Below are 26945 nucleotides of genomic sequence, written 5' to 3'. Positions count from 1 at the left end.
CGTTTGCTATTTAACATAATAACTATTATGCGAAGTAAAATATCACTAATTATAGCATAGATTCACTCAAATTTCCATGCTGTTATTTTTATCAAATCTTACGCTTTTTATCTATATCAAAACTCGCACATTTTTAATTATGTACGAGTTTAACTCAAAAAAGCAGGCGTGTTTACCGCAAACTCTTAATCACGTGCATGACCACGCCCACAACCATCATATGGTCGCCATCTTTAAAACTAAAATTGGGATGTGGGTCAGCTTCGTTTTCTGAATGTAGCTCCAGTCGCCCATCTTTAAACTTGTGCAAGCGTTTAATGGTAAATTCACTGCCCAAATCTGCCATCACAATATCAAAATGCTTTGGTTCTACCGAGCGGTCAATGATGAGCAAATCATCCTTATCAATGCCAGCATCCAACATTGAATAGCCCCCACATCGCACCACAAACGTATCACTCTGACGCCCGACCAGATAGTCATTAAGATTAATCTCTTCGCTTTGCCCGTCGTTATAAGCAGGCAAACCTGCTGGCACCTTGGCAAGACTCATCAGCACCGACATATCTGTGTCATCATTGGCAGGTATCATGGCATCAAGTGGCACATTAGGGCTTTTGATGACCGCTGAATTTGCCAATGTCTGCATCATGTTCTCAGTCATCTTATCTATCATCGGCACCAAAATACTCGGCACCCGTTTGACGACCGTCTTGATGGCAGATGGCTTTCGCCCTGCCCCTTTTCGCTTACCACCATGAGAGTTTTCGCTCGCCCCTTTGTCTTTGAAACTGTTATTTGGCGTGGGGCCTGGGACAGTTTTTAAGATTTGGTCATTTTTGCTCATAAAATTGCTTGTTTTTTAAAAATTTTGTGTTATTATATCATCATCTTGATTTTTGTAACAGTATTCAAATAAAATTTTAGCCGATTTTTGTATACTTTCAAGATAATTCGTCAGTTTTGTCCCACAGCATTAAACTGACGTCCTTTTTTGTATTTGATAGTGAGATTAGCGATGAGTACATCTTATGACATGGTTAATTATGACGCCACTCAGCACGTGGCACATTCACAGGGCAAAAAATCTTTACGCCCCATAAGAAATTATATCATACAACTAATCTGCTATTTATTGCAAGTCGTTATTGTCATTTGTCAGCAATTAGAAATGCTTTATCAAGACATTCGACAGTCGCTATTACATATCAAACAAGACATCACAGGTAATAATGTGGTATTTTACCATAAGAGCAGTGTTAAAAACATTCGCATAAAAACGCCCAAATTTTACCAAGTCAAACAAGGATTGGCTTTGGTTTATCAAGCGTTTAGCCTAACCTTGTTTGTCATGATAATATCCAGCGTGGCACTGATGTTTGTCAAAGCTGGGTTTTAAATTTACCCTTTTCAATGTCATTTCTTTTTAAATTAAAACTTTAACAATTCAAGCTTGTATAGGCGATGAGTATTCATTGCCTTTTTAATAACATCCCAGCCAATCAATATCACCAAATGAAGTCATGCTAAACGTAACACCGCCTGCCCCCATTCTACTTTATCGCCAGCTTTGACAAGGTAGTCATGCAAAACTCCCGATTTATCGGCTATGATGGGGGTGAGTACACCAAGGGCAAGCACGCCCCCCACTGTGTCGCCAGCTTTGATGGTATCGCCTGTGGTTAGGGCAATCCCATCAAGGCAGAACTTGCCCACACTTGCCGCTTTTATGATGGCTGATTCATCGGCATTGTTGGCATCATCGCCCAAAGGCGGGGCTAGGCTCATGGTTTTTGGGGCTATTGGCATTGAAGTCTTTGTGGTATTAACTACCTTGATACGCTCTGTGCCGTCTGTAACTTCAATTTGCCCAAGTTCGCTTGTCTCGGCAAGTGCGATAAGGCGTTGTATTATCTCAAAATTCATGATTTATCCTGCCAAATATTTATAAATTGTCATCACGCTAAGAATGGACATTGCCAACGCCACAATCCAGCCAAAGCCTGCCATCCAGACAGGGTGCTTGTAATCGCCAATGATGTTTTTGCGATAGGCAGCAAGCAAAATAACCACAAGGGCAATCGGCAGTACAAGCCCGTTTAGCGTACCCACAAGCACAAGCACTTGGGCAGGTCTGCCAATCGTTGCAAAAATAAGCGTTGAGATGGCAATAAAACCGATGATAAAATAACGGCTGTTTTTGGCGATACCTGCGTGAAAATTGGTCAAAAATGATACCGATGTATAAGCACAGCCAATCACCGATGTGATGGACGCTGCCCAAATCACCATACCAAAAATAATCCGTCCTGTGTCGCCAAGCCCATGCACAAAGGGCGTAAGAGCAGGGTTGTCCTTCATCATGGCAACGCCTGAGGTAACCACGCCAAGGCACGCCAAAAATAAGAACACCCGAATGACGGACGCTGCCAAAATGCCCTGAATGGAGCTTTTTGAGACGACAGACAGATTTTCTTTGCCAGTAATGCCAGCATCCAGCAATCTGTGAGCCCCCGAAAAGGTAATATAACCCCCAACCGTACCACCAACCAAGGTAACAATCGCCATCGCATCAATTTTTTCGGGAACAACAGTGCGAGCGACCGCTTCGCCAAAGGGCGGATTGGTGTTGAATACCACATAGATGATAAGAGCAATCAGCACAAAGCCCATAAATTGGGTGAATTTGTCCACCAATGAGCCAGCTTCTTTGCTTAAAAAAATCCCAACGGCAATCACACCTGACACTAACGCCCCAATGATGGGGTCAATGCCAAAAATAGACTGCACGCCAAGTCCTGCCCCGCCGATGTTGCCAATATTAAAGGCAAGTCCGCCCATGATGATAAGCCCTGCCAAGACATAGCCCATGCTAGGCATGACAAGGTTGGCAATCTCTTGAGCTTTCATTTTTGAGACGGCGATCACTCGCCAGACGTTTATTTGTACGCCAATATCCATCAAGATGGACACCAAAATCACAAAGCCAAAGCTTGCTCCTAGTTTTTCGGTAAAAGTGGCGGTTTGGGTCAAAAAGCCTGGGCCAACAGCCGATGTTGCCATCAAGAACGCCGCCCCTAAGATGGCAGAATTTTTGGTAGAATTTTTCATAAATGTCCTTATTACCAATTAATGATGTTTTGCTTCAATCTCAACTTAAAATTGTAAATTATTGATGATTGGGCAATTATGGTAAATTAACTTCAATTTACACCAACGCTACATTTTAAAAAATACTTTTGTAGGGGCGAGTTACATTTGCCCTTACAAAACGCATTAAATGCTAGGTTTTGGGTTGTATTTGGGTGCAATGCCAATGCCTTTTTCAAGTAAGGTTTGTTTGATTTTTTGGGCAAAATCTAGGGCGTGCTTGCCATCGCCATGCAAACAAATGCTATCCACTTGCACATTGATGACCAAACCGTCCACCGCCACCACTTGTCCGTCTTGCACCATACGCACCACTTGATTGATGGCTTCGTTGTCGTCTTCTATCAAAGCGTTGGGCAAGGTGCGTGAAACCAACGTACCATCGGCATTATAACGCCTATCGGCAAAGGCTTCACAGATGACCTTTAAGCCTGCCTGTTTGCCTGCATGAATAAGCTGACTGCCAGACAAGCCCATGAGTGCAAGGCTGGGGTCAAAGTCATACACCGCTTGGGCGATGGTCTTGGCAAGGGTGGGGTCGGTGCTGGCTTGGTTGTACAATGCCCCATGTGGCTTGACGTAGCTTGGGGTAAGCCCCATATTTTGGCAGACCGCCACAGTCGCCCCCAACTGATAAAACAACAAAGAACGCACGTCATCGGCAGATAGATTGTGATTGGTACGCCCAAAGTTGGTACGGTCGTCATAGCTTGGGTGCATGCCAATGCTTACGCCATTATCACGGGCAAAGGCAAGCGTTTGTGCCATGCACACCGCCCCACCTGCGTGTAGCCCTGCACAGATGTTTGCTGAGCTGATGATGTGCATGAGTGCTTCATCAAATTCAAATCCTTCTGCCACGTCCGCATTCAAATCAATCGTTGTCATATGCTCTCCTATCTAAAGCGTTTTGCCATGCTTGCCACTTGATGTAGATGGGTGTGATACGTTGCCATCTTTTGTAGGGCGGTGTCTGCGTCCACATAGATAAAGCGAATTTGATTACCAAACCGCACCTGAGCCAATCTGCCCAAATCCGCCCCAATGACCGCCCCAATCTTGGGATAACCGCCTGTGGTCTGAGCATCTGCCATCAGGACAATGGGCTTGCCATCGGGCGGTACTTGTATCATGCCAAAGTCCACGCCGTGCGAATTCATCTCGATTTTGTCAAAGGTTAATGGCGTACCATCTAGCCGATAGCCCATGCGGTTGCTGTTTGGTGATAATGTATATATTTGTTCGCCAAATTCATCACGCCCTTGGACAATCTTGTCATATTCGCTACTTTTAATGACGTGAATGTTGGTCAATTTGCCAAATTGGTACAAATTTGCCACGCCCATCGATTTCATCTCACGCCCTGTATGATAAGGCAAGCCATCGCCTGCCATCACATAGCGACCAAGTCCGCCAAGGCGTATCTTGATGTCGGTGCTTGCCGAGCCTAGCTCGTGTGCCACATCAAATCCGCCTTGCACACACAGATAGCCGTGCATACCATCTGTCATGCGTTTTAGGGTCAAAACTTGCCCCTGCTTGGCAAAATAACGATAGCCTGCGATGACACGCCTGTCATCAAGTGTGCCATCAAAAATTGCTCCCGTCAGACAAAACGTGGTGTCTTTGGTAAATGTAGCGGTCAGTCCGCCAAGCGTGATTTCAAGGGCAGGCAAGTGAGTATCATTGCCAAGTAAGGCATTGCCAAGTTGTAAGGACAAGCCGTCCATCGCCCCACATCGTCCAATGCCAAGCCCCAGATAGCCTGTGCGTCCTAAATCTTGAATGCTGGCAAGGGCGGATAATGTATTGATTGTTAACATGAATTATCCTTATGCCAAAATGTCCGTTGCCACAAAACGCAAGGTATCGCCAGCTTGCAGTAGCGTTGGGGAGTTGTGTGTTTTGTCAAAAAGTGGCAAGTTCGTCCGCCCCAAAAGTTGCCAGCCCCCAGGCGATTCAAAAGGATAAATGCCCGTCTGAGCCCCACCAATACCCACTGAGCCTTGTGGGACTTTGGTGCGAGGTTTGGCGTGGCGTGGCAGGTGTAGCTCATCAGGCAGCCCCCCAAGATAGGGAAAACCCGCCTGAAAGCCAATAAAATACACGGTATAAAGCGGTGCGGTATGACGTGCCACAAGCTCATCAATGCTCATGCCCAGCATTTTTGCACTGTCCGCCAAATCCACCCCATATTCTCCGCCATAAATGACAGGAATGTCCACGTGCTTGCCATCTATGCCATCAAAACTGCCCGATGAGCCAACAAAGTCATGGGTAATTTCATTTAGTAGTTTTTGATAAATGGCAAGATTACTTGGATTTTGATAAAGTACATCTTTATCCAAATACATCGTCAAGGCATTCATGCCGACCACCGTCTCACTTACAGGCAAATCGGCGCAAGTGTCAAGATGGCGAGACAATGCCCAGCACAGTTTTTGTTTGTCAAGGCTGATTTGCCCACCCAAAAATAGTACAAAGGTGCTTTCTGATGAGCTTATCCATTGGGTGTTTGTGTCCATAAGTTGCCTAAATTTATCTAGTTTTTGTGATTGGGCTGATTGTTTTGATAATTGTCAAGCCAATGGGTGAGGTAATGAATGCTCACACCACCTTTTATAAAGCTGTCATCATCAAACATTGCTTGATGTAGGGCTTTGTTGGTCTGTACGCCTTGAATGTCAAGCTCGGTTAGGGCAGATTTCATCTTGGCGATGGCAAGCTCTCTTGTCGGTGCGTGGATACATAGCTTGCCAATCAAGCTGTCATAATAGGCGGGGATTTTGTAGCCCGTATAAAGATGGCTATCCACTCGTGTGCCATAGCCTGCAGGCAGATGGCAGTAGCTTACCGTCCCTGCCGATGGCATGAGTGTGAACGGATGTTCGGCATTGATACGGCATTCAAAGGCGTGTCCTGTCAGCTGCATGTCGTCTTGGGTAAATTGCAAGGGATAGCCTTCTGCCACTCGGATTTGTTCGGCGATAAGGTTTACGCCTGTTACAAGCTCGGTAACAGGATGTTCTACCTGAATGCGGGTATTCATCTCAATAAAGAAAAATTCCCCATTTTCATACAAAAATTCAAACGTTCCCACCCCACGATAGCCCATATCAAGGCACGCCTTAACACACGCTTGACCGATTTTGGCACGCTTATCATCGCTGATAAAGGGAGCAGGGGCTTCTTCGATGACTTTTTGATGACGGCGTTGCATGGAGCAGTCTCGCTCGCCCAGATGAATGGCATTGCCATGAGTGTCTGAGATGACTTGAATTTCAATGTGGCGTGGGTTTTTTAGGTATCGCTCCATATAGACCACAGGATTGCCAAAGGCACTCATTGCTTCTTTTTTGGTCATGGCAACCGCAGACAACAGCTCGTCCATACTCTCAACAACTCTCATACCACGACCACCGCCACCGCCAGTGGCTTTGATGATGACAGGCAGTCCCACATCTTGGGCGATTTTGATGATTTGTTTGTCATCATCGGGCAACGCCCCATCAGAGCCTGGCACGCACGGTACGCCTGATGCTATCATGGTGTTTTTGGCGGCAACTTTGTCGCCCATCATGCGGATATTTTGGGCGGTAGGGCCAATAAATACAAACCCCTGCTCGCTAACAAATTCGGCAAAATCGGCGTTTTCACTCAAAAATCCATAACCAGGGTGAATGGCGTCCACTTCCATCAGCTCGGCTGCCGATACGATGGCACGCTGATTGAGATAGCTGTCTTTGGGCAGATGACTGCCAATGCACACCGTCTCATCGGCAAGACGAGCGGGCAAGCTGTCCTTGTCGGCGGTAGAATGTACAAGCACCGATTTGATACCAAGCTCACGGCAAGCACGGATAATTCTTAGGGCAATCTCACCACGGTTGGCAATGAGAATTTTTTTAAAGGGGGTTGGGTTCATGGACTGTCCTTATTGTCTATTTATTATTGATGACAAATAATGGTGCATCATATTCCACCATGTCGCCTTCTTCCACCAAAATCTCAGCCACCACACCATCGCTGTCCGCCTTGACCTCGTGCATGATTTTCATCACTTCTACAATACACAAGGTGTCGCCTGCTTTGATGGTGTCGCCTGCTTCCACAAAATTCGGGCTATCTGGGGCGGATTTGCGATAAAACGTCCCCAGCATGGGCGATGTGATGGTGTGCTTAGCACTTGGATTGTTGGGGGTTTGGGTGGCTCTGGTGGGGGCTGTGCTAACTGTTGGCACAGGAGCGGTTTGTCCAATGGGGGCAACTGGTGTATCGGATGGGTATTTGGTCAGTTTGATGGTTTGAGTGCCGTCTTGAATTTCTAGCGAGTGAATTTGAGCGGTCTCGGTCAGCTTGATAAGGCGAGCTAAGTTGTCAAAATCGATGTTCATTATTATCCCTAAAAATGTGTGGGTGGGACTGCGATTATAAAAAAATTTTGCAAATTTGTCTAGACATTTTGACAGATTCTACATATGTTTTGAATACAAGTATCTGATTTTACTTGATGTTTATTTGAAATTTTTGATTTGTGATAGATGTGCAAAATTTTTTCATTCTATTGCATTGATCCAACCATATTGGGAAAAATTTTATTGGAAGAAAGTTCTCAAACGCCATCATTATTATTCAACCTATCTTAAAAATCCTTCACTTTTTATTTTAAAAAAAGCATGTTATCTTATTTACCCATATTTTTCATCTCTGTTGATTTATAGATTTTTTATTTGAGAATAAACATGACAACAGCCGAACAAAGCATATCGCCACAAACCAATGCACAAACACAAAAACTCACTTGGAAAGCCTTCGGGCCTGGCATTTTAATGGCATCTGCCGCCATTGGCGGTTCGCACCTTGTATCATCCACCCAAGCTGGGGCGTTGTACGGTTGGCAACTTGCCATTATGATCGTGCTTGCCAACTTTTTTAAGTACCCTTTTTACCGCTTTGGCACAGAATACGCCTACAAAACAGGCGACAGTCTCGTGGCGGGTTACGCCAAAAAATCCAAAGCCTACCTTTGGGCGTTTTTTGGCTTATCTGTCGTCTCAGGCGTGATTACCACAGGGGCAGTCGCCCTGCTCTGTGCGACCATTTTGGGCTTTATTTTGCCTTTTGAGCTAAATCCACTTATCCTGTCCATCATTGTAATGACCGTCTCATGGGGGCTACTCATTGCAGGGCATTATAAGGTTTTGGACAATATCTCAAAGTGGATTATTCTGGCATTGACGGTTGCCACCATTTTGGCGGTCATCATCGCAGGTATGTCGCCAAAAGAAGTCGCTCCTGATTTTGTGTCGATGTCGCCTTGGAACTTGGCGTCTTTGGGCTTTATCATCGCTCTTATGGGTTGGATGCCTGCTCCACTTGAATTTTCGGTCATTACATCTGTGTGGACTGCCAAAAAAATCCGCACCGACCGCACAAGCCAGTTTCAAGGCGTGGTAGATTTTAACGTGGGCTATTTTACATCGGCGATTTTGGCATTATTTTTCTTGACGCTTGGCGTGTTTGTGCAATACGGCACAGGCGAAGAGATTGCCACCAAAGGCGGTGCTTACATCGGTCAGCTTGTACAAATGTATACAGAAACAATCGGTAGTTGGTCAAAAATTCTCGTGGCATTCATCGCTTTTTTGTGCATGTTTGGCACGGTCATCACGAGTGCAGACGGCTATGGGCGTACCAATGCCGAGAGTCTGTCGCTCATCAAAACAGGTACGACCAAGCTTACCGAAAAATACGTCATGCGTTGGACGACCGCTATGGTCATTGGTGGATTTATCTTGATTAATGTGTTTGCAGGACAAATGGCAAGCCTACTTAAATTTGCGATGATTAGCTCCTTTGTCTCCGCTCCGATTTTTGCCTACCTTAACTACTCGTTAGCAAAATCTGAAAACCTACTCACCCCAAAAATGAATATTTATGCCCTGCTTGGCATTGCTTTTTTGGCGGGATTTGCAGGATTGTTTTTATTGCAGTTTTTTGGGATTATTGGTTAAAACTTGCAAAAAAACACATCAAAAAAAGGGCGACATCAATCGTCCTTTGTTTTTGCAAATACCCTACCCTATTCCGTGCCAAACTCCTTACGCTTATTGGCAAAAAATCTATCCAATCTATCCATCGCATCTTCCAAATCTATCAAATTGGGCAAAAATACGACCCTAAAATGGTCGGGCTTATCCCAATTAAAGCCCGTGCCTTGCACCATCAGCACCTTTTCTTGGATAAGCAAATCCATCATAAAATTCATATCATTTTCAATGGGATAAACCTCTCTATCAATCTTAGCAAAGCAATAAAACGCCCCTTGCGGTTTGGTGCAGCTAATGCCCTTAATAGCATTTAGGCGAGAGAACGCCATCTCACGCTGTTTGTACAGTCGTCCTGTCGGTGCGGTCAGCTCCTGCATGGACTGATAACCACCCATTGCCGTCTGTATGGCGTACTGAGCAGGCACGTTGGCACACAGTCGCATACTGGCGAGCATGGTCAAGCCTTCTATAAAGTCGCCAGCATGGTCTTTTTTGCCCGACAACATGATCCAGCCTGAGCGATAGCCTGCAATGCGGTGCGATTTTGACAAGCCATTAAAGGTCAAAACCAGCGTCTTATCGGTAATCGTACACATGGGCGTATGCACAGCATTATCATACAAAATACGGTCATAAATCTCGTCCGCCATGATAACCAAGCCGTATTTTACCGCCAAATCAGCAATCTGCTCTAAGATTTCCTTGCTATACAACGCCCCTGTGGGGTTGTTGGGATTGATGATGACAATGGCTTTGGTTTTGTCGGTGATTTTACTCTCAATATCCGCCAAATCAGGATGCCAGTTGTCTTCTTCCACACAGCGATAATGAACCGCCCTGCCCCCTGCTAGGTTGGCGGACGCTGTCCACAGCGGATAGTCAGGCATGGGAATAAGCACTTCATCGCCGTCATCAAGCAGACATTGCAAGGTCATGACGATAAGTTCCGACACGCCATTGCCGATATACACATCGTTGACATCGGTCGCTGACAGCAGTCCTTTGGCTTGATAATATTGCAAAATCGCCTTACGAGCCGAAAAAATCCCCTTAGAATCGGAGTATCCAGACGCATTTTGCAAGTTCATCGCCACGTCTTGCACAATCTCATCAGGGGGCAACAGTCCAAACGGTTCAGGATTGCCAATATTAAGCTTAATAATACGCTGACCTTCGGCTTCCATGCGGTTGGCGGTTTGCAAAAGTTCGCCACGAATGTCATAGCAGACGTTAGAAAGTTTGGCAGATTTTTTTAGGGCTTTCATGGGGGCTACCTTATAAGAATGGTTGTGTAAATTTGATAGATTATCTTGTAAATCAATCTCTTGACTGGCATTATTGACGGTTGGATTCGTCGACACATTACCTGTCAAAAGATAATTTTCGGTCGTGCCTAGCACTTGGGCGACTATGGGGAGCTTGCTACTTGTGATACCATTTTTGTCGCATTCCCAATTGGCAATCGCTCCACGACTGACGGACGCACCGTGGGCGTTTAGCTTATCGGCTAGGGCTTGGGCGGATAATCCTAAGGATTTTCTAAGCTGTTTTAGGCGTTCACCCTGCGTGGTGGGCGTATTTGGTAAGTGGGTATTGGTGGTTATGGCGGTCATTGCAAGTAAAAGTTGCAGTTATCATACGCCCAATTGGCTAATTTTGCAAGAAAATTTTTGGGTGGGGCGTATTGGGTGGTTTAAGCCTCACAATCCAGACAGTTCATAGTAGCGATTGGTGAGCAATAAAGCCGTACACAGCCCAGCCAGTATCGCTACCAACCATGAAAATCCCCAAAAGAAACTGGCAACCAACACATAAACAAATAATGAGATTAGGGTGATTGCCAGCACCAAATACATCTCTACTTTGGTTGTTTTTTGTTTAGAAATACTGGCGCTGATTGCAAATGCCACCATTAGACTTACCATGCAAGACCATATCATTATTCACCCCAAATATCATCAGTCATGCTCTTATGATACTTGTTGCCGTTACAAAAAGCAATTTGTTCTACGGTCTTTTTATGATACACTTACCATTATTTGCAAGTATTTTGGAAGAAAATCATGTCATCATCTCACGCACTCACCGCCAACGACATCGCCCACATGAGCGAACACGACTGGCAAAACCGCCTAAGCCCCGATGAATACTACGTCCTACGCCAAAAGGGAACAGAGCGTCCTTTTACGGGCATTTATACGGACGTATTCGAGGCAGGCGTGTATCATTGCAAGGGCTGTCACGCCAGGCTGTTTGACAGTAGTAGCAAATTTCACTCAGGCTGTGGCTGGCCAAGTTTTGACAAGACAATCAACGACACCGCCCTGACCGAAACGCTGGATTTATCGCATGGCATGAGACGCATTGAAGTGACTTGCACCAACTGTGGCGGGCATTTGGGGCACGTTTTCCCAGATGGACCAAGGGAGACCACAGGCATGAGATATTGCATTAACTCGGCGTCCATTCATCTTGAAAATGAATAATTTTTGATAATTATCAATAATTTAGGATAAATCATGACAACCATCTATACCTTTACCGCCACCGACATTCGTGGCAATGTCGTTAATTTTGCCGATTTTAACGGTAAAGTGCTACTGATTGTCAATACCGCAAGCAAATGCGGATTTACACCACAGCTTGCAGGCTTGCAAGAATTACACACAAAATACCACGACAAAGGCTTGGTTGTCATCGGTTTTCCTTGCAATCAGTTTGGCGGACAAGAGCCTAATGACGAAAATGGCATCGCTAATTTTTGCCAAGTCAATTATGGCGTGGACTTTTTGATGATGAGCAAGGTTGATGTCAATGGCGACAACGCTCACCCGATTTTTGAGTTTTTAAAACGTGAGCAAGGCGGAATTTTGATTGATGCAATCAAGTGGAACTTCACCAAATTTTTGGTCGGTCGTCATGGCAAGGTGCTAGACCGCTACGCCCCCACCACCAAGCCTGAGAGTTTGGAAGATGACATCATCAAGGCATTGGCTTAACAAGCAAATTTTATAGATTTTAATTTAATAAAAATCAAATACTTATAAAAAAATTTTAAAATTTTTTGCAAAAACTATTTGACACCCACCAAAAAATCTATATAATACGCACCACAACGAACGACATACATAACAAATAAACATGGTTTGAATTGTTGGTTGTAGTCTAAAAAGTATGCTGAACTAGGTTTTCCATTCGCCCTGAGCCTGTCCAAGGGTAGGAAAACCGTTATGGTTCGACAAGCTCACCACGAACGGTTTTCCTTGTAGCATACTTTCTGAACCAAGACCAAATTGTTTATTAAAACAGTTAAGTAAGTCAAGTTCGGGCGGTTAGCTCAGTTGGTAGAGCGTCTGCCTTACAAGCAGAGGGTCAGCGGTTCGAATCCGTTACCGCCCACCATTTAAATCTTTTATGGTAAAAAAGATTAGCGACCTTAGCAGCGGTAGTTCAGTTGGTTAGAATACCGGCCTGTCACGCCGGGGGTCGCGGGTTCGAGTCCCGTCCGCTGCGCCATTTTTAACTGGTTTTTCCAGTTTATCCCCTAAGTCTCCCCTGACTTAGGGATTTTTTGTATTTGTCAATTATTTACCTATAAATTTTTAAAAATATTTTAAAAAACTCATTTTATTATTTTTACAAAATTTATCATAAATAACTTACTCTTTTGGCAAAAATAGCATAAAATAGGCGGATATTTGTCCACTTTTTTGTGCTATTTTATCATGCGACATCGTACCCTTGACCCCTTTTTTCGCCGAATACTGATTGTGCTGTTTTGGGTGGTTTTTCTGTATGCCCTATATCTCATGCGTGCGGTGATTTTGCCTTTTGTGGCGGCGTTTATTTTGGCATACATGCTAAACCCTTTGGTAACACGATTGGCTCGCTACATGAATCGCATGCTTGCCATTGTGGTGGTGTATTTTGCCAGCATTCTACTGACGGGGGCGTTGGTTGTGTGGTTTGTGCCCGTATTGTGGCAACAAATCACTTTGGCGTGGGAGTCGCTACCCTTGCTTGTAGAGTGGTATAACACCACAGCAAGAACATGGATAAGTCAGCACATGGGCGGACGTCCCATGCCCCTTGAAGTTGATGTCATCTCAAATGCACTCATTGAGTACGCTCAGAAAAATTATCAGGTGACGGATGCTCAGTTGCTCATCAAGCAGGTGCTAAACTCGGGCATAATAGTGGCAAATAATGTTGGCATGGCAGTAATGGTACCGATATTGACCTTTTATTTTCTCATCGGCTGGCAAAAACGTCTAAATTCATGGCTGCATGCCATGCCTAAACCCCATCAGAAAAAAGCCCTAGAAATCGCCAAAGACTGCGATACCACGCTCATGAACTTTATCAAAGGTCAGCTTAGTGTCATGTTACTGCTTGGGGCGATTTATGCCATACAACTACAACTCATCGGACTAAAATTCGGACTGCTCATCGGTATCGGGGCAGGCGTGGCAAGTTTTGTGCCGTACTTGGGTTTTGGTGTAGGAATTATCGTAGCGATTGTCGTGGGGCTGTTTCAATTTGGTTTTGACCCCATTTATATCGGTCTTATCATTGGGGCGTTTATGGTCGGTCAAGCGATGGAAGGCTATGTATTACAACCCCTACTGCTTGGCGATAAAATTGGATTGTCACCATTATGGGTGATTTTCTCGGTATTGGCAGGAGCGTCCTTATTTGGTTTTGTTGGTATGCTCATCGCCCTGCCCGTGTCGGCAATTTTAAACGTTCTGTTTCATCATGCGTACTGTGCTTATCTGGACAGTGATTGGTATAAAGGGCAAAAACAGCTGACGTTGTGGTAAGTTTTTAAACCACTATCGATTTTTAAAAAATAAATAATGGCAGGGTTTGTCTTTGCCATTATTTTTTTGGGCGGTTATTTGGGTTTGGGTGGCAGATACGCTATAATAGGCGATTTTTGACACTGTACTGACTTAACTGATGAATATTTTTAACCACTTTACCAAAGACCAATGGTTCTCAAACGTCCGTGGCGATGTGCTGTCAGGGCTTGTGGTTGCCCTTGCTCTCATTCCAGAGCAATTGCCTTTTCCATCATTGCAGGGGTTGACCCAAAAATGGGGCTGTATGCGTCCTTTTGCATTGCGGTGGTGATTAGCTTTTTTGGTGGTCGTCCTGCCATGATTTCGGCAGCCACAGGAGCGATGGCACTTGTCTTGGCAAGTCTTGTCAAAAATCATGGGCTAGAATATATGCTCGCCGCCACGCTACTGACAGGCGTGATACAAATCATCTTTGGCTTTTTAAAAGTCGGGTATCTTATGAAATTTGTCGCCCGTGCGGTGGTCGTGGGCTTTGTCAATGCGTTGGCGATACTGATTTTTATGGCACAACTGCCTGAGATTTTGGGGCGTGGCATGACAACTTATGCTTTGATTGCACTCGGGCTTAGGATTATTTATGCTTCTCCTTATGTTCCCAAACTTGGCAAAATCCTGCCATCGCCCCTTGTTACCATTGTCGCCTTAACCGTCATCAGCGTGATGATGGGACTTGATGTGCGGACGGTGGGCGACATGGGCGAGTTGCCCGATACGTTGCCTATGTTTTTGTTGCCTGACATTCCCTTGAATTTGCATACGCTGTGGATTATTTTGCCTTATGCACTTAGCCTATCGGCGGTGGGTCTGCTCGAATCCTTGATGACGGCAACCATCGTGGACGAGATGACCGACACCACAAGCGACAAAAACCAAGAATGCAAAGGGCAAGGGGTCGCCAACATCGTAGCAGGATTGTTTGGGGGCATGGCAGGCTGTGCGATGATTGGGCAATCGGTTATCAACGTCAAATCAGGCGGTCGCACACGGCTATCCACGTTGTTGGCGGGTGTGATTTTACTCATCATGGTCGTATTTTTGAGCGATGTATTAAGTGTCATTCCCATGCCAGCACTGGTGGCAGTGATGATTATGGTGTCCATCGGCACGTTTAATTGGCAGTCGGTCAAAGAGCTAAAAACGCACCCCTTGGGCTTTAATATCGTTATGATTGCCACGGTCGCCATCGTGCTATATACCCACAACTTAGCCCTTGGGGTGGGAGCAGGCGTGCTACTTGCGTCTTTGTTTTTTGCCAACAAAATCGGTCGCCTTATGTCGGTACAATCCTTACCCGCGCCAGATGAGACCACGCTTGCCTATGGCGTGGTGGGGCAGGTATTTTTGCCAGTGCTGACCGATTTGTCGCTCAGTTTGATTTTGATAAGCCTGCTGAGGCGGTGAGCATTGATTTGACTTATGCTCATTTTTGGGACGTAACAGCCGTATCCGCCCTTGACAAAATCGTCATGAAATACCGCAAAAAAGGCGTATCGGTAGAAGTTTTTGGGCTAAATGAAGCGAGCAAAACCTTGGTGGGTAAATTTGGCGTACATGACAAACATGATGGCAAGGATATTATTTTTGAGCATTAGGGCGATATGACTTGCAAAACCGTCAAAAATTTGATATATATAGCACATTTTTAAATCAGTTGAAAACCACTGAGCGATTCTAGCAAACTTTGGGATACCAAGCTTACATGACCGACCTTTTTCAGTCCGCCCTAGACCTTGACGTACAAGAGGAATCTCGGCTTTCGGATTTTACGTCCGTGGGATATCAAGCAGTCATCATCGCCACCCAAAAGCTCTGCCAAGGCGAGTTGCCTGAAATCTTTATTTATGGTAAAAAAGGCTCTGGCAAATCCCATCTCGCTCTCGCCATTTATAACGAATACACCAAAACAGGCAAAACCGCCATCAGTCTATCGCTTGACAAGATGATAGAGAGCGAGGGCGATGACGCGTCCGCCCTACAAGGCTTACAGCTGTTCGACCTTGTGATACTAGATGATGTCGAGGCAGTAGCACGCAGTCATGAATGGCAAGAGGGGCTGTTTCATCTGATTAATGAAGTCAGACGTGAACAAAAACAGCTTGTGTTCCTAGCTAACGACCCTGCCCGTGAGCTGGACATTAACTTGCTCGACCTGCTCACACGGCTGTCGCTTGCCCCTGCCTTTAAACTGCCCGATGGCGATAACCCTGCCGACCGTGAGGCAATGTTAAAGTCCATTCTAAGACGTAAAAACTGGCGACTGCCCCCTGTTATTTTTGAATATCTGGTCAGCGATGGTCCTTATAATGCCACAGACATGATGAGTGTGCTAGACAGTATCTCGCCCCTGCTCACACGATTGGCACGCACGCCCGTGAGCAAAAAAACCTTAGAAGACACCAAAAAAATCATCGATAAAGAAACTCTACTTTTGGAGCTGGGCGACTACATCGATGACATGGATGGCTGATTTTGTTTTACCGATTTTAAATAATTAGCATTTTCTCACTTTCTGCAACCCCACCCAATAGGAAATACCATGAAAAAATTAAGCCTACTGCTCGCTCTCGCACTTGCCACCCCTGCTTTTGCTGAGGTACGCCTGAACGTGGATGAGCATATTAAAGTAACCGCCATCAACGGGCAAGAGATTAAACACGGAGCCTTGCAACCACTCAAACGTGAGCTTACCCTTGACGCTGGTCGCCATGTCATTACTGCTCGCTATGACCGCTTATTTGACTTGCCTCGTGGCGAGCATGATTACCTAAAATCAGGTAACGTTACCATCACCGCCGACCTAGCGGACAACCAAACTTATCAGCTGGTCATGCCAAATCAGCCAAGCAACTACCGTGACGCCAAAGAATACGCCAAAGCCCCTACCCTTGCCATCAGCCAAAATGGCAAAGTATTGGCTTCTGAGCAGACCGTAGAGAGTCGCACGGGCATTTTATCAACACTGGGCGACAGCATTGGCGGACTGTTCGGTCGTGACGATGCTACCCGAGCCAACCAAAAAGCCATCGCCGCCCTTAACCAAACCCCCACGCAGCCCACCGCTCCAACCATGGTCGCCCCCAAGGACAACCTAGACGGCTTTATGCAACTGTGGCTCAACGCTACCCCCGAAGAACGTGAAAAAATCCGTCAATGGGTTGAAAAATGATTTAAGCATTTTTAAAAAGCTGTCTTTGGACGGCTTTTTTGTTGGCTATAAACTGCATACGCCAAGGAGATGATTTTGAAATTAAGCAAAAAACAATTCTCCATGGTTAAAAATATAATGATTCATTTGATGTGTAGTTTTCTTTTTAAAATAAAATTTAAAAAATAGATTATGTTAAATAAAATAATTTCCACAACGCTCTAAAAGTTTGTTAAAATACAAAACACTGTTATATTATGATGTAGCCATATCATGTCTGTTTATCAATTAAAAACTGCGTTTCAAAACAAACTTCGCCCCATCAGTAACACGCTGATCAAACAAGGCTTCACCGCCAATCAAATCACCCTATCGGCGGTGATATTAAGCCTTATCACGGCTCATCTGATTGCCCGTCACGCAAAACACCATAAGGCTTACTGGTATCTACTACCCACAGGGCTGTTTGTCCGCATGGCAATGAATGCCATCGATGGCATGATGGCAAAAGAACACGGACAAGCCAGTACGCTCGGGGCATGGCTCAATGAAAGTGGCGATATGGTCTCAGACACCGCACTCTTTTTGGGGCTATTGCCACACACCAATCACCCTGCCCATCTTGTCTTCATCACCGCCCTATCGCTAGCAACAGAGCTAACCGCCATCATGGCAACCCTGCTCACGGGCGAGCGTGCCAATCATGGACCCTTGGGAAAAAGCGACCGTGCCTTGGCACTGGGGATATTTGGACTGATAAAGGGGCTGGATAAAGAGCTAAGCTATGAACGCCTAATTCTTGTCATCGCCCAGTTGTTACTTATCAAAACCATCATCAATCGTGGGCAAGCCATCATCTGCCATCGCTCCACAAATCAACAGTAGTTTTGCAAGACCGACAAAGTTAATAAGGATTTATCATGCAACCCATCAGCACAGCAAATATTCATGAATATCACAGCACGTTTAATAGCTACGACGGCACGGCCATGTTCTATCGATACTGGCTCACCGACAAGTCAGAGCATGTCTATGACCATGATGGCGACCGTGATGACCTAAAAATCATCGTCATGCTCCATCGTGGGCATGAACATTCACAAAGGCTGACCGACATAGCTCATGCCTTCGTCAAACAAGGCTATCAAGTCTTTGCATGGGACGCACGGGGCAACGGACGTTCAGGCGGTGAGCGAGACCATGCCGAGAGCTTTGGGCAATTGGTGCGTGATTTAGATGAATTTTTAAAAGTCATTAAAGCCCAAACGCACGCCAATGATGAGCAGATTGTACTCATCGCCAGTAGTTTGGGAGCGGTCATTGCCAGTGCCTATGTACATGACTACGCCCCCAACATTCGTGGCATGATACTCGGCACGCCTGCCCTTGCCATTCGTCTGTATGTCCCCTTTGCCCTGCCAGCACTCAAAGTCGCCAAAAAACTCGGAGTCATGTCTCGTGTGTCAAGCTATGTCAAAGCCCAAGTGCTCACACACGACAAAGAAGCCCAAAGCCAATACCACGCTGACAAACTCATCTCATCAAGTATCTCTCGCGACCTGCTCATCGACTCCCTACAAACAGGAGTACGCCTGCTCGATGACGCAGGTGCCATTACCATACCAACCATGATACTGTGTGCAGGTCAGGATTATGTCGTGGACAAAGAAGCGATACGCACCTTTTATGACCGCATTCGTTCGCCCATTAAGCGTTGGGCGTATTATCCCAAAAGTTTTCACGCCATTTTTCATGAAGTCAATAAACAAGACGTCTTTGCCGACTGTTTGGCGTTTACCGATGAGCTTTTTGCCAGCCCGCCCCAAACTGTGGACTTGACATCTGCCCACAACCCAACCACACACGCCCAAAGTTTTAGTAAAGACAAAGTCGATACACTCATGGCAAAAGGCTTTAACCCCAGTTTTGCCATGACTAAATTTATGATAGAACGCTTTGGACATGTCAGTGACGGAGTATCAGCGGGGGTAACACACGGCTTTGATTCGGGCGTGTCGCTAGATAAGGTTTATCAAAATGAACCACGTGGTAAGTTCGGTGTGGGCAAGCTCATTGATAATTTTTATTTAAATAACATCGGTTGGCGTGGCATTCGCATTCGCAAAGCTCATCTGTTAGAATTGGCAGAGATTGCCATTGACAAACACCTTAACGCACACCCTGACAAACAGCCCATCAAACTGTTGGACGTCGCCAGTGGTAATGGTTATTATGCGTTTGAACTTCTGCATAAATATCCCGCACTGACCGCCACGCTACGAGATTATGATTCACACAATGTCAGCGTCATGAAGGATAAAGCTGTCAAACAAGGTCTGTCACCACGAGCGACCATCAGCCAGCAAGACGCTTTTTGTGCTGACAGCTATCACTCATCTGATAACGACATCGCCATCGTCTCAGGGCTGTTTGAGTTGTTCTCGGATAACACCCTTATCCAAACCGCTCTAAGTGGTATGCACCGAGAATTATCAGACGGCGGTTATCTGCTATACACCAATCAGCCGTGGCACCCCGAACAAGAATTCATCGGCAAAACCCTAAACAGCCATCAAGGCACAGATTGGGTCATGCGATGTCGCTCACAAGCCGAAATCGACCAATTGGTTGCACAGGCAGGCTTTAAAAGGATTGATATGCGAATTGATGAGTTTGGCATTTTTAGCGTGTCTTTGGCGGTCAAACTTCCTACCCAACCATGACCACAAACACACCGCCCCTTACAAAACTCCCTTATCGCCGAGCCCTACTCATGGCAGGCGGGGGGTGACGCTTTGGTTATTATTTGGGGATTTATCAGGCGTTGTGCGATACAGGCAGGCGACCTGATTTGGTGATTGGTAACTGTGGCGGAGCAATGGCAACCGCCCTGTTATTAGAAGCCCTATCCGATTCGTCAGAGACAAGTCGGCAGTCGCTTATCGCTGTGATGAACAGATAGTTATGGGCAGTATCTCATGCCTGCCCTAAAACGTTGGTGTGGTTATCAACTCTCTCATCTACTTAACCGTCCTATCCGCCACACTCATCTGACGGACAAACTCATCGGCAACCTCACCCATCACGCCATCGGTCATGTGGACGGCGAAACGCACACGCCCTGTTGGCGTTTTGATGAACCCACCTCCAAGCCGTCCGCCACACACGTTCTGATTCTCGCCAGTCAACTGAATCGTATTCACGCCCATCATCAATGGCAAGGGCTACTGTGGACGTCAAACCCCCTGCTTTGGCAAGCCCTTGAAGAGCTAACCCCGACCAACATCATGGCACGCTACTCACCGCTCATTTGTGCCGATTATCATTCGACCAATCTGCCCTTGTCCGTCATGGTGCGTGCGTCCATCACGGACATGTATTATTTACCACCCCTATGTCATGATGACCGCTGTCTTATGGGCGGAGTCATGGATTTGACACCCATTGAACTTGCCTGTCAGCTTGCCGATGTGGTGTATGCTGAACCAAAATCCCCCTTTGACCGTGTGCTTGCCGAACCTGCCATTCATCACGTCTTTGGCTTCTCGCCCAATGCTCGCCTGCAAGATGTGCATGATTATATGGCAAATAACCCCCAAATACGCCATTTAGATACCAAAGATTATCGCCGTGTCCGCCCTTTATTTGACAAAAAACCCAATCTTCGACAAGGGCGTATTTTGGCATATCATCATGATTTTGATACTTTTGTCCAAATCACTGCTGAGCAGTTTGCCTATGGCTATGATGTAGGACTGTGTTGTGATGAGTGAATTGGGCAATTATTTTAAGAGAAAGTTAAAATTTTACTCTATAAATCAATTACTTATATTAAATCAAAAGGCATAAATAAATGAACACCCCCCAAACCATCATCATCTTTGGCGATACGAGCGGTATCGGTCTTGCCCTTGCCAAATGGCACGCCCATCAAGGCAATCTGGTTACGGTCATTGGTAGCAATCCCCACAAAGTACAAGCCATCTTAGAGCTTGACAACATCACCGCCATCTGCTGTGATGTCCGCTGTCGTACTCAGCGGGATGAACTCTTGAAACGGCTAGATACGCCTTTTTCTCAGCTGATTTATAGCATTGGTAAATATTATCCCGAACGCAAACAAGCCCTTAGTGCCGATGAAAGCCATGATATGCTCATGCTAAATTTGCAAGCCTTTCAAGCGGTGTTTGCTTGGGCAAGTGAGCGTCTTATTCACAAAAAACAAGTTCAAGAAAAACAAACCATTCATCACATCACGCTCGCCACGCCCACAAGTTTGGTCGCCATCTCATCTGTGGCAGGGCTATTTGACTTTCAAGGGGCAAGCCTATACGCTCACTGCAAGCGTGCGATGATACAAGACACGCTCGCCTATCGCATGGCACTTGCTCCATTTGGCATACAAGTCATCGCCATCGCTTGTGGCTATGTTGACACAGCGACATTAAGGCAGTTGCATGGCGGACGAGCCGACAAGCCATTTTTAATCAGCGAACAAGAAGCCGTCCATCAAATCATTTACGCCATACATAACGACATCGCCCTACACGTCTTTCCCAAACCCATGAAAGCCATTGCCAAGCTCCTGACCGCCCTGCCTCGTCCCTTACTTGCCAAAGTCATGCAATTACAGTACCACCATCAAGACCGCAAATAGTGGCACGCTCACAAGCAGGCTATCCATTCTGTCCAAAAGTCCGCCATGCCCTGCAAGCCACACCCCCATGTCCTTGACCTGATGACGGCGTTTGACACTAGATTCTAACAAATCGCCAACAATACCGCACGCCCCAAGCGACACCGCCAATAGTACCAACTGACCCATGCCAAAATCAGTCAAAACTTGCCCCACGGGTAGGCTTAGCACCATCATCAACAGCACGCCAAACACCGCTCCTTCAATGGTCTTATTGGGGCTAAGGTTGGGGGCAAGTTTGCTAGCAAACAGGCGATGACCAAAGGCTCGCCCCATGAGATATTGGCACACATCGCAAACCTGCACCGCAAATAGGACAAACAACAGCACGGATAGAGGCTTGACGGTCAAGGCAAGCCACACCCACGCCAGCCCAAACAGTCCGATATAACCCACAAATAGTCCATCACGCCATGTCCACACCTTAATCACTCGCCACAGCTCCCACAGGGCAATAGCACTCATCAGCATGCCCAATGTCGCCACGCCATACCGCCCAAGTATAAAGGCAAGCCACAGCACTGCCAACAGCCAAAACCATGACCGCACTGTTTGATATAAACCTCCTGACATTTGCCCAAGCATTTGATAAACAACATGATAAGCAAGACAACCGCCATTAAGAGTAATAATAAATATTCACTCATGCCAATAACCCCCGCGCACGGTGCTTGCCATAGGACGACAGCACAGAATCCATCATCTCTTTATCCTGCACGGACAGTCGATGTGGACAAATACCCTGTTGCAAGGCAAGCAGGCATATCATCACCGCCACACTCCTAGATTGTCCCATCGCACATTGGCAGATAATGAGTGTGTTAGGCTCGTCTGCTTGCTTGATATCATCATATAACGCCTTGACATTGTTCATAATGGTGTCATCAAAATACTGCAAATCCATCACGCCAAGATTAACATACTGCCACTTTGTCACTGTTCTCTTATCCGCCAGTAGCCCAGCATGGGCAAAATCAGATGCCATCTCCGCACAGACATCTACCCACAGTATCTGCCGATATCGCCCAGCGTATTGGCTTAACTCATCTAGCACATCATCAGACAGATGACCGATTGCCATAATGGTAAACGCTTGGGTGTGAATCGCTCGCCTGCCAATGTCATGACACACAAAATGACACGCCCACGCCAGTCGCCACATGAGCTTATAAATGATGATAATGGGTAAACCCAATCCGTACGCACTGGAACGAAATGCACCAACATGATGTTTATCCGTCTGTTTGGCTAATAGACTGGTTATCCATGACGGCTTGGCATAGAGCCACGCCACCGAGAACAGACCCAAACAGCCATACATGCCCATAATTTTTGCCATCATTGCCCACGCCGTACCTTGATAACCCACCAAGACAGGCACGACCGCCCACCCCAAAAACCACAGCACCCCAAGCGTGATAAACTTCATCATCGCTCGCCCTGTGATGTGTGGTAAGGCATGAAGCCATCGCTCCGCCACCAATACCACCACCGCAAGCCCAAGCCCTGCGACCACGTCCGCCACGTGATGTTGCCACGTAAAAAGCGTTGCTCCTGCTATCGCTACACAGATAAGACTTAGCCCTGCACGATACAGACCACGCCACCGCCCTTGCACCACATGCCATAAATTCACCCCAAACAGCAGTGCATAGCAGGCGTGCAAGGATGGCAGTTGATTATAAGGCTTATCCACGAGCGACAACAGCTCATACGCCCACCGCCACTGCTCCGACATGACAGGTCTATCATAGGCAAACACCAAAGGATAAACATAAAAGCACAGGCACGCCACCAACGTCCCAAGCACCAAACGGTGCAACAGCCGAGACAGCATGGCAGACGACACCACATAAAAACTCAGCACAAACAACACAAAGGATAAACCATAAGGCACTATCGCCCACGCCACAAATGGCACGACATCATAGCGACTTGCCACCGACCCCACCGCTGTTGGCGTGTGCGACATCAAAGCGTGCGTATAGTCATTGGTTAGGGGATATGCTAGCCCAAATAGCACCAATGCCTTGACAAGTGCCATCGTTCGCTGTTTTAGGTCATCATTCATGATTGCCAATGTGTACAAATAAACTGCATTAAATGCCAAATTCATCCCAAAGTCAAGTAAAAATAGTCCAAGTAAAAACAAATCCATACCCATTTATACACCTATTTTTACCTTATTTTAAAAAATCCGACTGGTTGGTTTTTTATAATTTTTATAAAATTTATCAAAAATTTGATAATCGTCTGTCCGACAAATTGATGAAAATTTGCCCAATTTCTTTACAAAATTTTCTTAAAAAATTTTATCGATCTCTTGACAAGCCTCAAAGCCTTATCCTGTCTTTTCTGTACGTTTTTCAAGTTTGGTTAAAATGACAAAATCACAGATTGGCACAAAATACAAGCTAGTATTTTAAAAATTTTTAGGCTATATTGTGCTACCTTAGAAATGCATTACTACATCTAGTGGTTAATTTTTAAATAGAAAAATCGCTAAGTCATTGAGATTTGGTAATTTTTTACAATTTACAACAAAAACGGGTGATTTTATGACACACATCGACCAAATCAAAGTCAAAAAAAGAGACGGCACCTTTGAACCCATCAACCTTGATAAGATTCACAAGGTCATCACATGGGCAGCCAAAGGATTAGACAACGTCTCCGTGTCGCAAGTGGAACTAAAATCACACATTCAGTTTTATGACGGCATTGCTACCCGTGACATTCATGAGACCATCATCAAGGCGGCGGCGGACTTAATCTCAGCCGAAACGCCCGATTATCAATATCTGGCGGCTCGTCTTGCCATTTTTCATCTACGCAAGATTGCCTATGGCGACTATGAACCGCCACATCTGTATGACCATGTCGCTCGCTTGACCGAAATAGGCAAATACGACAAGCACATTTTGGCAGATTATGACCGTGCCGAATTTGATGAACTAAACGCCTACATCGACCACGAACGTGACATGAACCTTGCCTATGCAGCGGTTGAACAGATGATGGGCAAATATCTCGTCCAAGACCGTGTCACCAAAAAAGTCTATGAAAGCCCCCAGTTTTTGTACATTTTGGTTGGCATGTGCCTATTTGCCAGCTATAATAAAGCGGTGCGACTGGACTACATCAAGCGTTTTTATGACGCTACATCCAACTTCTACATCTCACTGCCTACCCCCATCATGTCAGGCGTGCGTACCCCCACCCGTCAGTTTAGCTCATGCGTACTCATCGAATGTGGCGACAACCTAGACAGCATCAACGCCACCACATCCGCCATCGTCCGCTACGTCTCACAGCGTGCGGGTATTGGCGTGAATGCAGGGGCGATTCGTGCGTTAGGCTCACCCATTCGTGGCGGTGAAGCTCAGCACACAGGCTGTATTCCCTTTTTTAAAATGTTCCAAGCGGCGGTTAAGTCCTGCTCACAAGGTGGCGTGCGCGGCGGGGCAGCGACTTTGTTTTATCCGCTCTGGCATTTAGAAGTGGAAAGTCTGCTTGTCCTAAAAAACAATCGTGGCGTCGAGGACAACCGTGTCCGTCACATGGATTATGGCGTACAGATTAACAAAACACTCTACACCCGACTCATCAAAAACGAAGACATCACCCTATTCTCCCCGTCTGATGTGGCAGGGCTTTATGACGCATTTTTTGCTAACCAAGCCGAATTTGAACGTCTCTACACCCTATATGAAAATGACGAGAGCATTCGCAAACGCAAAATCCCTGCCCGTGAGCTGTTTAGTCTCATGCTCCAAGAGCGTGCCAGTACGGGGCGTATCTATGTCCAAAACGTTGATCACTGCAACACGCACAGCCCCTTTGACCCGTCTATTGCCCCTGTTCGCCAATCTAACCTATGCATGGAAATCGCCCTACCCACCAAACCGCTTGATAACATCAATGATGAGCATGGCGAGATTGCCCTATGTACGTTGTCCGCCATCAATCTAGGCAAGATTGACAAGCTAGAAGAGATGAGGGAGCCTGCCGAGCTGATTGTGCGTGCGTTGGACGCTTTGCTTGACTATCAAGACTATCCTGTCATCGCCGCCAAAAATGGTAGCATGAACCGTCGTACACTCGGTGTGGGTGTGATTAACTACGCCTATTATCTTGCCAAAAACGGCACACGCTACTCAGACATGGGGGCGATTGGACTGACCCACCGCACTTTTGAAGCGTTCCAGTATTATCTGCTAGAAGCGTCGAACAAACTTGCCCAAGAAAAAGGGGCTTGCCCTGCCTTTGGCGAGACGACATACAGCCAAGGTATTTTGCCGATTGATACCTACAAGGCGGATTTGGATAACATCTGCAATGAGCCACTACACCTAGACTGGGAGGCCCTGCGTGCCAACATCAAACAGCACGGTCTGCGTAACTCCACCTTATCGGCTCTCATGCCATCTGAGACATCTAGCCAAATTGCCAACGCCACCAACGGTATCGAACCGCCACGGGGCTTGGTGTCGGTCAAACAGTCAAAGGACGGCATTTTAAAACAAGTTGTGCCTGACATTGAGAATTTGGCAAATAAATACGAGCTGTTATGGCAAATGCCTGACAATAACGGCTACCTAAAACTCGTTGGCATTATGCAAAAATTCATCGACCAGTCCATCTCTGCCAACACCAACTATGACCCCAGCAAGTTTGAAGGCGGAAAAGTCCCCATGAAAATCATGATTCAAGACCTGCTTACCGCTTATAAACTGGGCGTAAAAACCCTATATTATCACAACACCCGAGACGGAGCAGACGACAGCCAAGGCGAGTTAGATGACGGCTGTGCAGGCGGGGCGTGTAAGTTGTGATTTTAAAATCAAGCCTATCGATTGGTAGGCTTGATTTTTGGCTTTTTATAAAAAATGAAAGATGTAGATATACTCCCATTATTTATAATACCCAAGATAAATACCGCAAATAAACCTATATAAAAACTAAAAGAATGCTCACCAAAAAAATAAGCGGTCTGTTACTCCTATGAGTGGTTAGGCTTTTTATATAAATACGGAGAA

The 26945-nt window shown here is 46.0% G+C and carries 25 protein-coding genes, 2 tRNA genes and 1 pseudogene; 16 read left to right on the top strand and 12 right to left on the bottom strand.

Annotated elements, in window-relative coordinates:
• Positions 1-172: 172 nt before the first annotated feature.
• Complete coding sequence (locus B0182_RS09965; RefSeq protein ID WP_078274796.1) at positions 173-847, bottom strand: LexA family protein; 675 nt, start codon at positions 845-847, stop codon at positions 173-175.
• A 171-nt stretch (positions 848-1018) separates the two neighbouring features.
• On the opposite strand from B0182_RS09965, the gene B0182_RS09960 reads away from it, so the two are divergent.
• Entirely contained in the window at positions 1019-1399 is a 381-nt protein-coding gene (locus tag B0182_RS09960; protein ID WP_078274795.1) for a hypothetical protein, read from the top strand.
• 122 nt (positions 1400-1521) lie between these two features.
• Here the strand turns inward: B0182_RS09960 and B0182_RS09955 are convergent, their stop codons facing one another.
• The 7 genes from B0182_RS09955 to accB all read right to left on the bottom strand — a co-directional run bounded on the left by B0182_RS09955 (position 1522) and on the right by accB (position 7544).
• Complete coding sequence (locus B0182_RS09955) at positions 1522-1926, bottom strand: acetyl-CoA carboxylase biotin carboxyl carrier protein (protein ID WP_029102870.1); 405 nt, start codon at positions 1924-1926, stop codon at positions 1522-1524.
• Positions 1927-1929: 3 nt separating this feature from the next.
• Entirely contained in the window at positions 1930-3111 is a 1182-nt protein-coding gene (locus B0182_RS09950; RefSeq protein WP_078274794.1) for an NRAMP family divalent metal transporter, read from the bottom strand.
• Positions 3112-3276: 165 nt separating this feature from the next.
• Entirely contained in the window at positions 3277-4038 is a 762-nt protein-coding gene (gene pxpA, locus B0182_RS09945; RefSeq protein WP_078274793.1) for a 5-oxoprolinase subunit PxpA, read from the bottom strand.
• Between the two features lie 8 nt (positions 4039-4046).
• Positions 4047-4973 (bottom strand): 5-oxoprolinase subunit C family protein, encoded by a 927-nt coding sequence (locus B0182_RS09940; protein WP_078274792.1) that lies wholly within the window; start codon positions 4971-4973, stop codon positions 4047-4049.
• A 9-nt stretch (positions 4974-4982) separates the two neighbouring features.
• The gene (pxpB, locus tag B0182_RS09935) at positions 4983-5675 is read right to left on the bottom strand and encodes a 5-oxoprolinase subunit PxpB (RefSeq protein WP_078274791.1); all 693 of its coding nucleotides are present in this window, start codon (positions 5673-5675) and stop codon (positions 4983-4985) included.
• 17 nt (positions 5676-5692) lie between these two features.
• Positions 5693-7075, bottom strand: a complete 1383-nt coding sequence (gene accC / locus B0182_RS09930) for an acetyl-CoA carboxylase biotin carboxylase subunit (RefSeq protein ID WP_078274790.1) — start codon at positions 7073-7075, stop codon at positions 5693-5695.
• Positions 7076-7091: 16 nt separating this feature from the next.
• Entirely contained in the window at positions 7092-7544 is a 453-nt protein-coding gene (gene accB / locus B0182_RS09925) for an acetyl-CoA carboxylase biotin carboxyl carrier protein (RefSeq protein WP_078274789.1), read from the bottom strand.
• A gap of 348 nt (positions 7545-7892) precedes the next feature.
• On the opposite strand from accB, the gene B0182_RS09920 reads away from it, so the two are divergent.
• A complete protein-coding gene (locus B0182_RS09920) occupies positions 7893-9164 on the top strand; it encodes an NRAMP family divalent metal transporter (protein ID WP_078274788.1) in 1272 nt (423 codons plus the stop codon).
• Between the two features lie 68 nt (positions 9165-9232).
• On the opposite strand, the gene B0182_RS09915 is transcribed toward B0182_RS09920, so the two are convergent.
• Together B0182_RS09915 and B0182_RS09910 are read right to left on the bottom strand one after the other, a co-directional pair.
• On the bottom strand, positions 9233-10813 hold the full coding sequence (locus tag B0182_RS09915; protein WP_078274787.1) for an aminotransferase class I/II-fold pyridoxal phosphate-dependent enzyme: 1581 nt from the start codon (positions 10811-10813) through the stop codon (positions 9233-9235).
• Between the two features lie 87 nt (positions 10814-10900).
• On the bottom strand, positions 10901-11125 hold the full coding sequence (locus B0182_RS09910; protein ID WP_147287371.1) for a hypothetical protein: 225 nt from the start codon (positions 11123-11125) through the stop codon (positions 10901-10903).
• 138 nt (positions 11126-11263) lie between these two features.
• On the opposite strand from B0182_RS09910, the gene msrB reads away from it, so the two are divergent.
• The 13 genes and pseudogenes from msrB (at position 11264) to B0182_RS09850 (ending at position 21867) form a co-directional block, all read left to right on the top strand.
• Positions 11264-11686: a peptide-methionine (R)-S-oxide reductase MsrB gene (gene msrB / locus B0182_RS09905; RefSeq protein ID WP_078274785.1), complete on the top strand. Its 423-nt coding sequence runs from the start codon at positions 11264-11266 to the stop codon at positions 11684-11686.
• Positions 11687-11719: 33 nt separating this feature from the next.
• A complete protein-coding gene (locus B0182_RS09900; protein ID WP_078274784.1) occupies positions 11720-12199 on the top strand; it encodes a glutathione peroxidase in 480 nt (159 codons plus the stop codon).
• A 327-nt stretch (positions 12200-12526) separates the two neighbouring features.
• Positions 12527-12602 (top strand) — tRNA-Val (locus B0182_RS09895).
• A 37-nt stretch (positions 12603-12639) separates the two neighbouring features.
• Positions 12640-12716: transfer RNA gene (locus B0182_RS09890), tRNA-Asp, on the top strand.
• A gap of 209 nt (positions 12717-12925) precedes the next feature.
• Positions 12926-14023 carry an AI-2E family transporter gene (locus B0182_RS09885; protein WP_078274797.1) on the top strand — a complete coding sequence of 366 codons (1098 nt, stop codon included), beginning with the start codon at positions 12926-12928 and terminating at the stop codon, positions 14021-14023.
• Positions 14024-14162: 139 nt separating this feature from the next.
• Positions 14163-15657, top strand: a pseudogene (locus tag B0182_RS09880) (SulP family inorganic anion transporter).
• A 107-nt stretch (positions 15658-15764) separates the two neighbouring features.
• Complete coding sequence (locus B0182_RS09875) at positions 15765-16532, top strand: DnaA ATPase domain-containing protein (RefSeq protein ID WP_078274783.1); 768 nt, start codon at positions 15765-15767, stop codon at positions 16530-16532.
• A gap of 69 nt (positions 16533-16601) precedes the next feature.
• A complete protein-coding gene (locus B0182_RS09870) occupies positions 16602-17231 on the top strand; it encodes a DUF2057 domain-containing protein (protein ID WP_078274782.1) in 630 nt (209 codons plus the stop codon).
• 252 nt (positions 17232-17483) lie between these two features.
• Positions 17484-18095, top strand: coding sequence for a CDP-alcohol phosphatidyltransferase family protein (locus B0182_RS09865; protein ID WP_078274781.1), 612 nt, complete (start codon positions 17484-17486; stop codon positions 18093-18095).
• 35 nt (positions 18096-18130) lie between these two features.
• On the top strand, positions 18131-19933 hold the full coding sequence (locus B0182_RS09860) for a bifunctional alpha/beta hydrolase/class I SAM-dependent methyltransferase (RefSeq protein ID WP_078274780.1): 1803 nt from the start codon (positions 18131-18133) through the stop codon (positions 19931-19933).
• Positions 19934-20016: 83 nt separating this feature from the next.
• Complete coding sequence (locus tag B0182_RS14385; protein ID WP_158079686.1) at positions 20017-20172, top strand: hypothetical protein; 156 nt, start codon at positions 20017-20019, stop codon at positions 20170-20172.
• Positions 20173-20188: 16 nt separating this feature from the next.
• Positions 20189-20983 carry a hypothetical protein gene (locus B0182_RS09855; RefSeq protein ID WP_078274779.1) on the top strand — a complete coding sequence of 265 codons (795 nt, stop codon included), beginning with the start codon at positions 20189-20191 and terminating at the stop codon, positions 20981-20983.
• A gap of 80 nt (positions 20984-21063) precedes the next feature.
• Positions 21064-21867, top strand: a complete 804-nt coding sequence (locus B0182_RS09850; protein WP_078274778.1) for an SDR family NAD(P)-dependent oxidoreductase — start codon at positions 21064-21066, stop codon at positions 21865-21867.
• Here the strand turns inward: B0182_RS09850 and B0182_RS09845 are convergent.
• Positions 21838-22479: a phosphatidate cytidylyltransferase gene (locus B0182_RS09845; RefSeq protein ID WP_158079685.1), complete on the bottom strand. Its 642-nt coding sequence runs from the start codon at positions 22477-22479 to the stop codon at positions 21838-21840. The genes B0182_RS09850 and B0182_RS09845 overlap by 30 nt on opposite strands.
• Positions 22480-22549: 70 nt before the next feature.
• A complete protein-coding gene (locus B0182_RS09840; RefSeq protein WP_158079684.1) occupies positions 22550-24064 on the bottom strand; it encodes a phosphatase PAP2 family protein in 1515 nt (504 codons plus the stop codon).
• A gap of 400 nt (positions 24065-24464) precedes the next feature.
• Here B0182_RS09840 and nrdA point away from each other — a divergent pair, with 400 nt between their 5' ends.
• The gene (nrdA, locus tag B0182_RS09835) at positions 24465-26741 is read left to right on the top strand and encodes a class 1a ribonucleoside-diphosphate reductase subunit alpha (protein ID WP_078274775.1); all 2277 of its coding nucleotides are present in this window, start codon (positions 24465-24467) and stop codon (positions 26739-26741) included.
• Positions 26742-26945: the final 204 nt, after the last annotated feature.

The sequence above is a fragment of the Moraxella bovis genome (genome assembly GCF_002014975.1).
Lineage (GTDB): Bacteria > Pseudomonadota > Gammaproteobacteria > Pseudomonadales > Moraxellaceae > Moraxella > Moraxella bovis.
Note: the sequence above shows the minus strand (reverse complement) of the source record. Positions and strands in the feature narration are given on the sequence as shown.

Bases quoted from the DNA above. Each gene is read 5' to 3' on its own strand.
- B0182_RS09840 (WP_158079684.1), bottom strand. From the start codon at position 24,064: ATGGATTTGTTTTTACTTGGACTATTTTTACTTGACTTTGGGATGAAT.
- B0182_RS09915 (WP_078274787.1), bottom strand. From the start codon at position 10,813: ATGACCGCCATAACCACCAATACCCACTTACCAAATACGCCCACCACG.
- B0182_RS09955 (WP_029102870.1), bottom strand. From the start codon at position 1,926: ATGAATTTTGAGATAATACAACGCCTTATCGCACTTGCCGAGACAAGC.
- B0182_RS09870 (WP_078274782.1), top strand. From the start codon at position 16,602: ATGAAAAAATTAAGCCTACTGCTCGCTCTCGCACTTGCCACCCCTGCT.
- B0182_RS09940 (WP_078274792.1), bottom strand. From the start codon at position 4,973: ATGTTAACAATCAATACATTATCCGCCCTTGCCAGCATTCAAGATTTA.
- pxpB (WP_078274791.1), bottom strand. From the start codon at position 5,675: ATGGACACAAACACCCAATGGATAAGCTCATCAGAAAGCACCTTTGTA.
- B0182_RS09960 (WP_078274795.1), top strand. From the start codon at position 1,019: ATGAGTACATCTTATGACATGGTTAATTATGACGCCACTCAGCACGTG.
- B0182_RS09865 (WP_078274781.1), top strand. From the start codon at position 17,484: ATGTCTGTTTATCAATTAAAAACTGCGTTTCAAAACAAACTTCGCCCC.
- B0182_RS09845 (WP_158079685.1), bottom strand. From the start codon at position 22,479: ATGTCAGGAGGTTTATATCAAACAGTGCGGTCATGGTTTTGGCTGTTG.
- msrB (WP_078274785.1), top strand. From the start codon at position 11,264: ATGTCATCATCTCACGCACTCACCGCCAACGACATCGCCCACATGAGC.
- B0182_RS09855 (WP_078274779.1), top strand. From the start codon at position 20,189: ATGCCTGCCCTAAAACGTTGGTGTGGTTATCAACTCTCTCATCTACTT.
- accB (WP_078274789.1), bottom strand. From the start codon at position 7,544: ATGAACATCGATTTTGACAACTTAGCTCGCCTTATCAAGCTGACCGAG.
- B0182_RS09900 (WP_078274784.1), top strand. From the start codon at position 11,720: ATGACAACCATCTATACCTTTACCGCCACCGACATTCGTGGCAATGTC.
- B0182_RS09860 (WP_078274780.1), top strand. From the start codon at position 18,131: ATGCAACCCATCAGCACAGCAAATATTCATGAATATCACAGCACGTTT.
- B0182_RS09910 (WP_147287371.1), bottom strand. From the start codon at position 11,125: ATGGTAAGTCTAATGGTGGCATTTGCAATCAGCGCCAGTATTTCTAAA.
- B0182_RS09965 (WP_078274796.1), bottom strand. From the start codon at position 847: ATGAGCAAAAATGACCAAATCTTAAAAACTGTCCCAGGCCCCACGCCA.
- B0182_RS09885 (WP_078274797.1), top strand. From the start codon at position 12,926: ATGCGACATCGTACCCTTGACCCCTTTTTTCGCCGAATACTGATTGTG.
- B0182_RS09920 (WP_078274788.1), top strand. From the start codon at position 7,893: ATGACAACAGCCGAACAAAGCATATCGCCACAAACCAATGCACAAACA.
- B0182_RS09875 (WP_078274783.1), top strand. From the start codon at position 15,765: ATGACCGACCTTTTTCAGTCCGCCCTAGACCTTGACGTACAAGAGGAA.
- nrdA (WP_078274775.1), top strand. From the start codon at position 24,465: ATGACACACATCGACCAAATCAAAGTCAAAAAAAGAGACGGCACCTTT.
- B0182_RS09950 (WP_078274794.1), bottom strand. From the start codon at position 3,111: ATGAAAAATTCTACCAAAAATTCTGCCATCTTAGGGGCGGCGTTCTTG.
- B0182_RS09850 (WP_078274778.1), top strand. From the start codon at position 21,064: ATGAACACCCCCCAAACCATCATCATCTTTGGCGATACGAGCGGTATC.
- accC (WP_078274790.1), bottom strand. From the start codon at position 7,075: ATGAACCCAACCCCCTTTAAAAAAATTCTCATTGCCAACCGTGGTGAG.
- pxpA (WP_078274793.1), bottom strand. From the start codon at position 4,038: ATGACAACGATTGATTTGAATGCGGACGTGGCAGAAGGATTTGAATTT.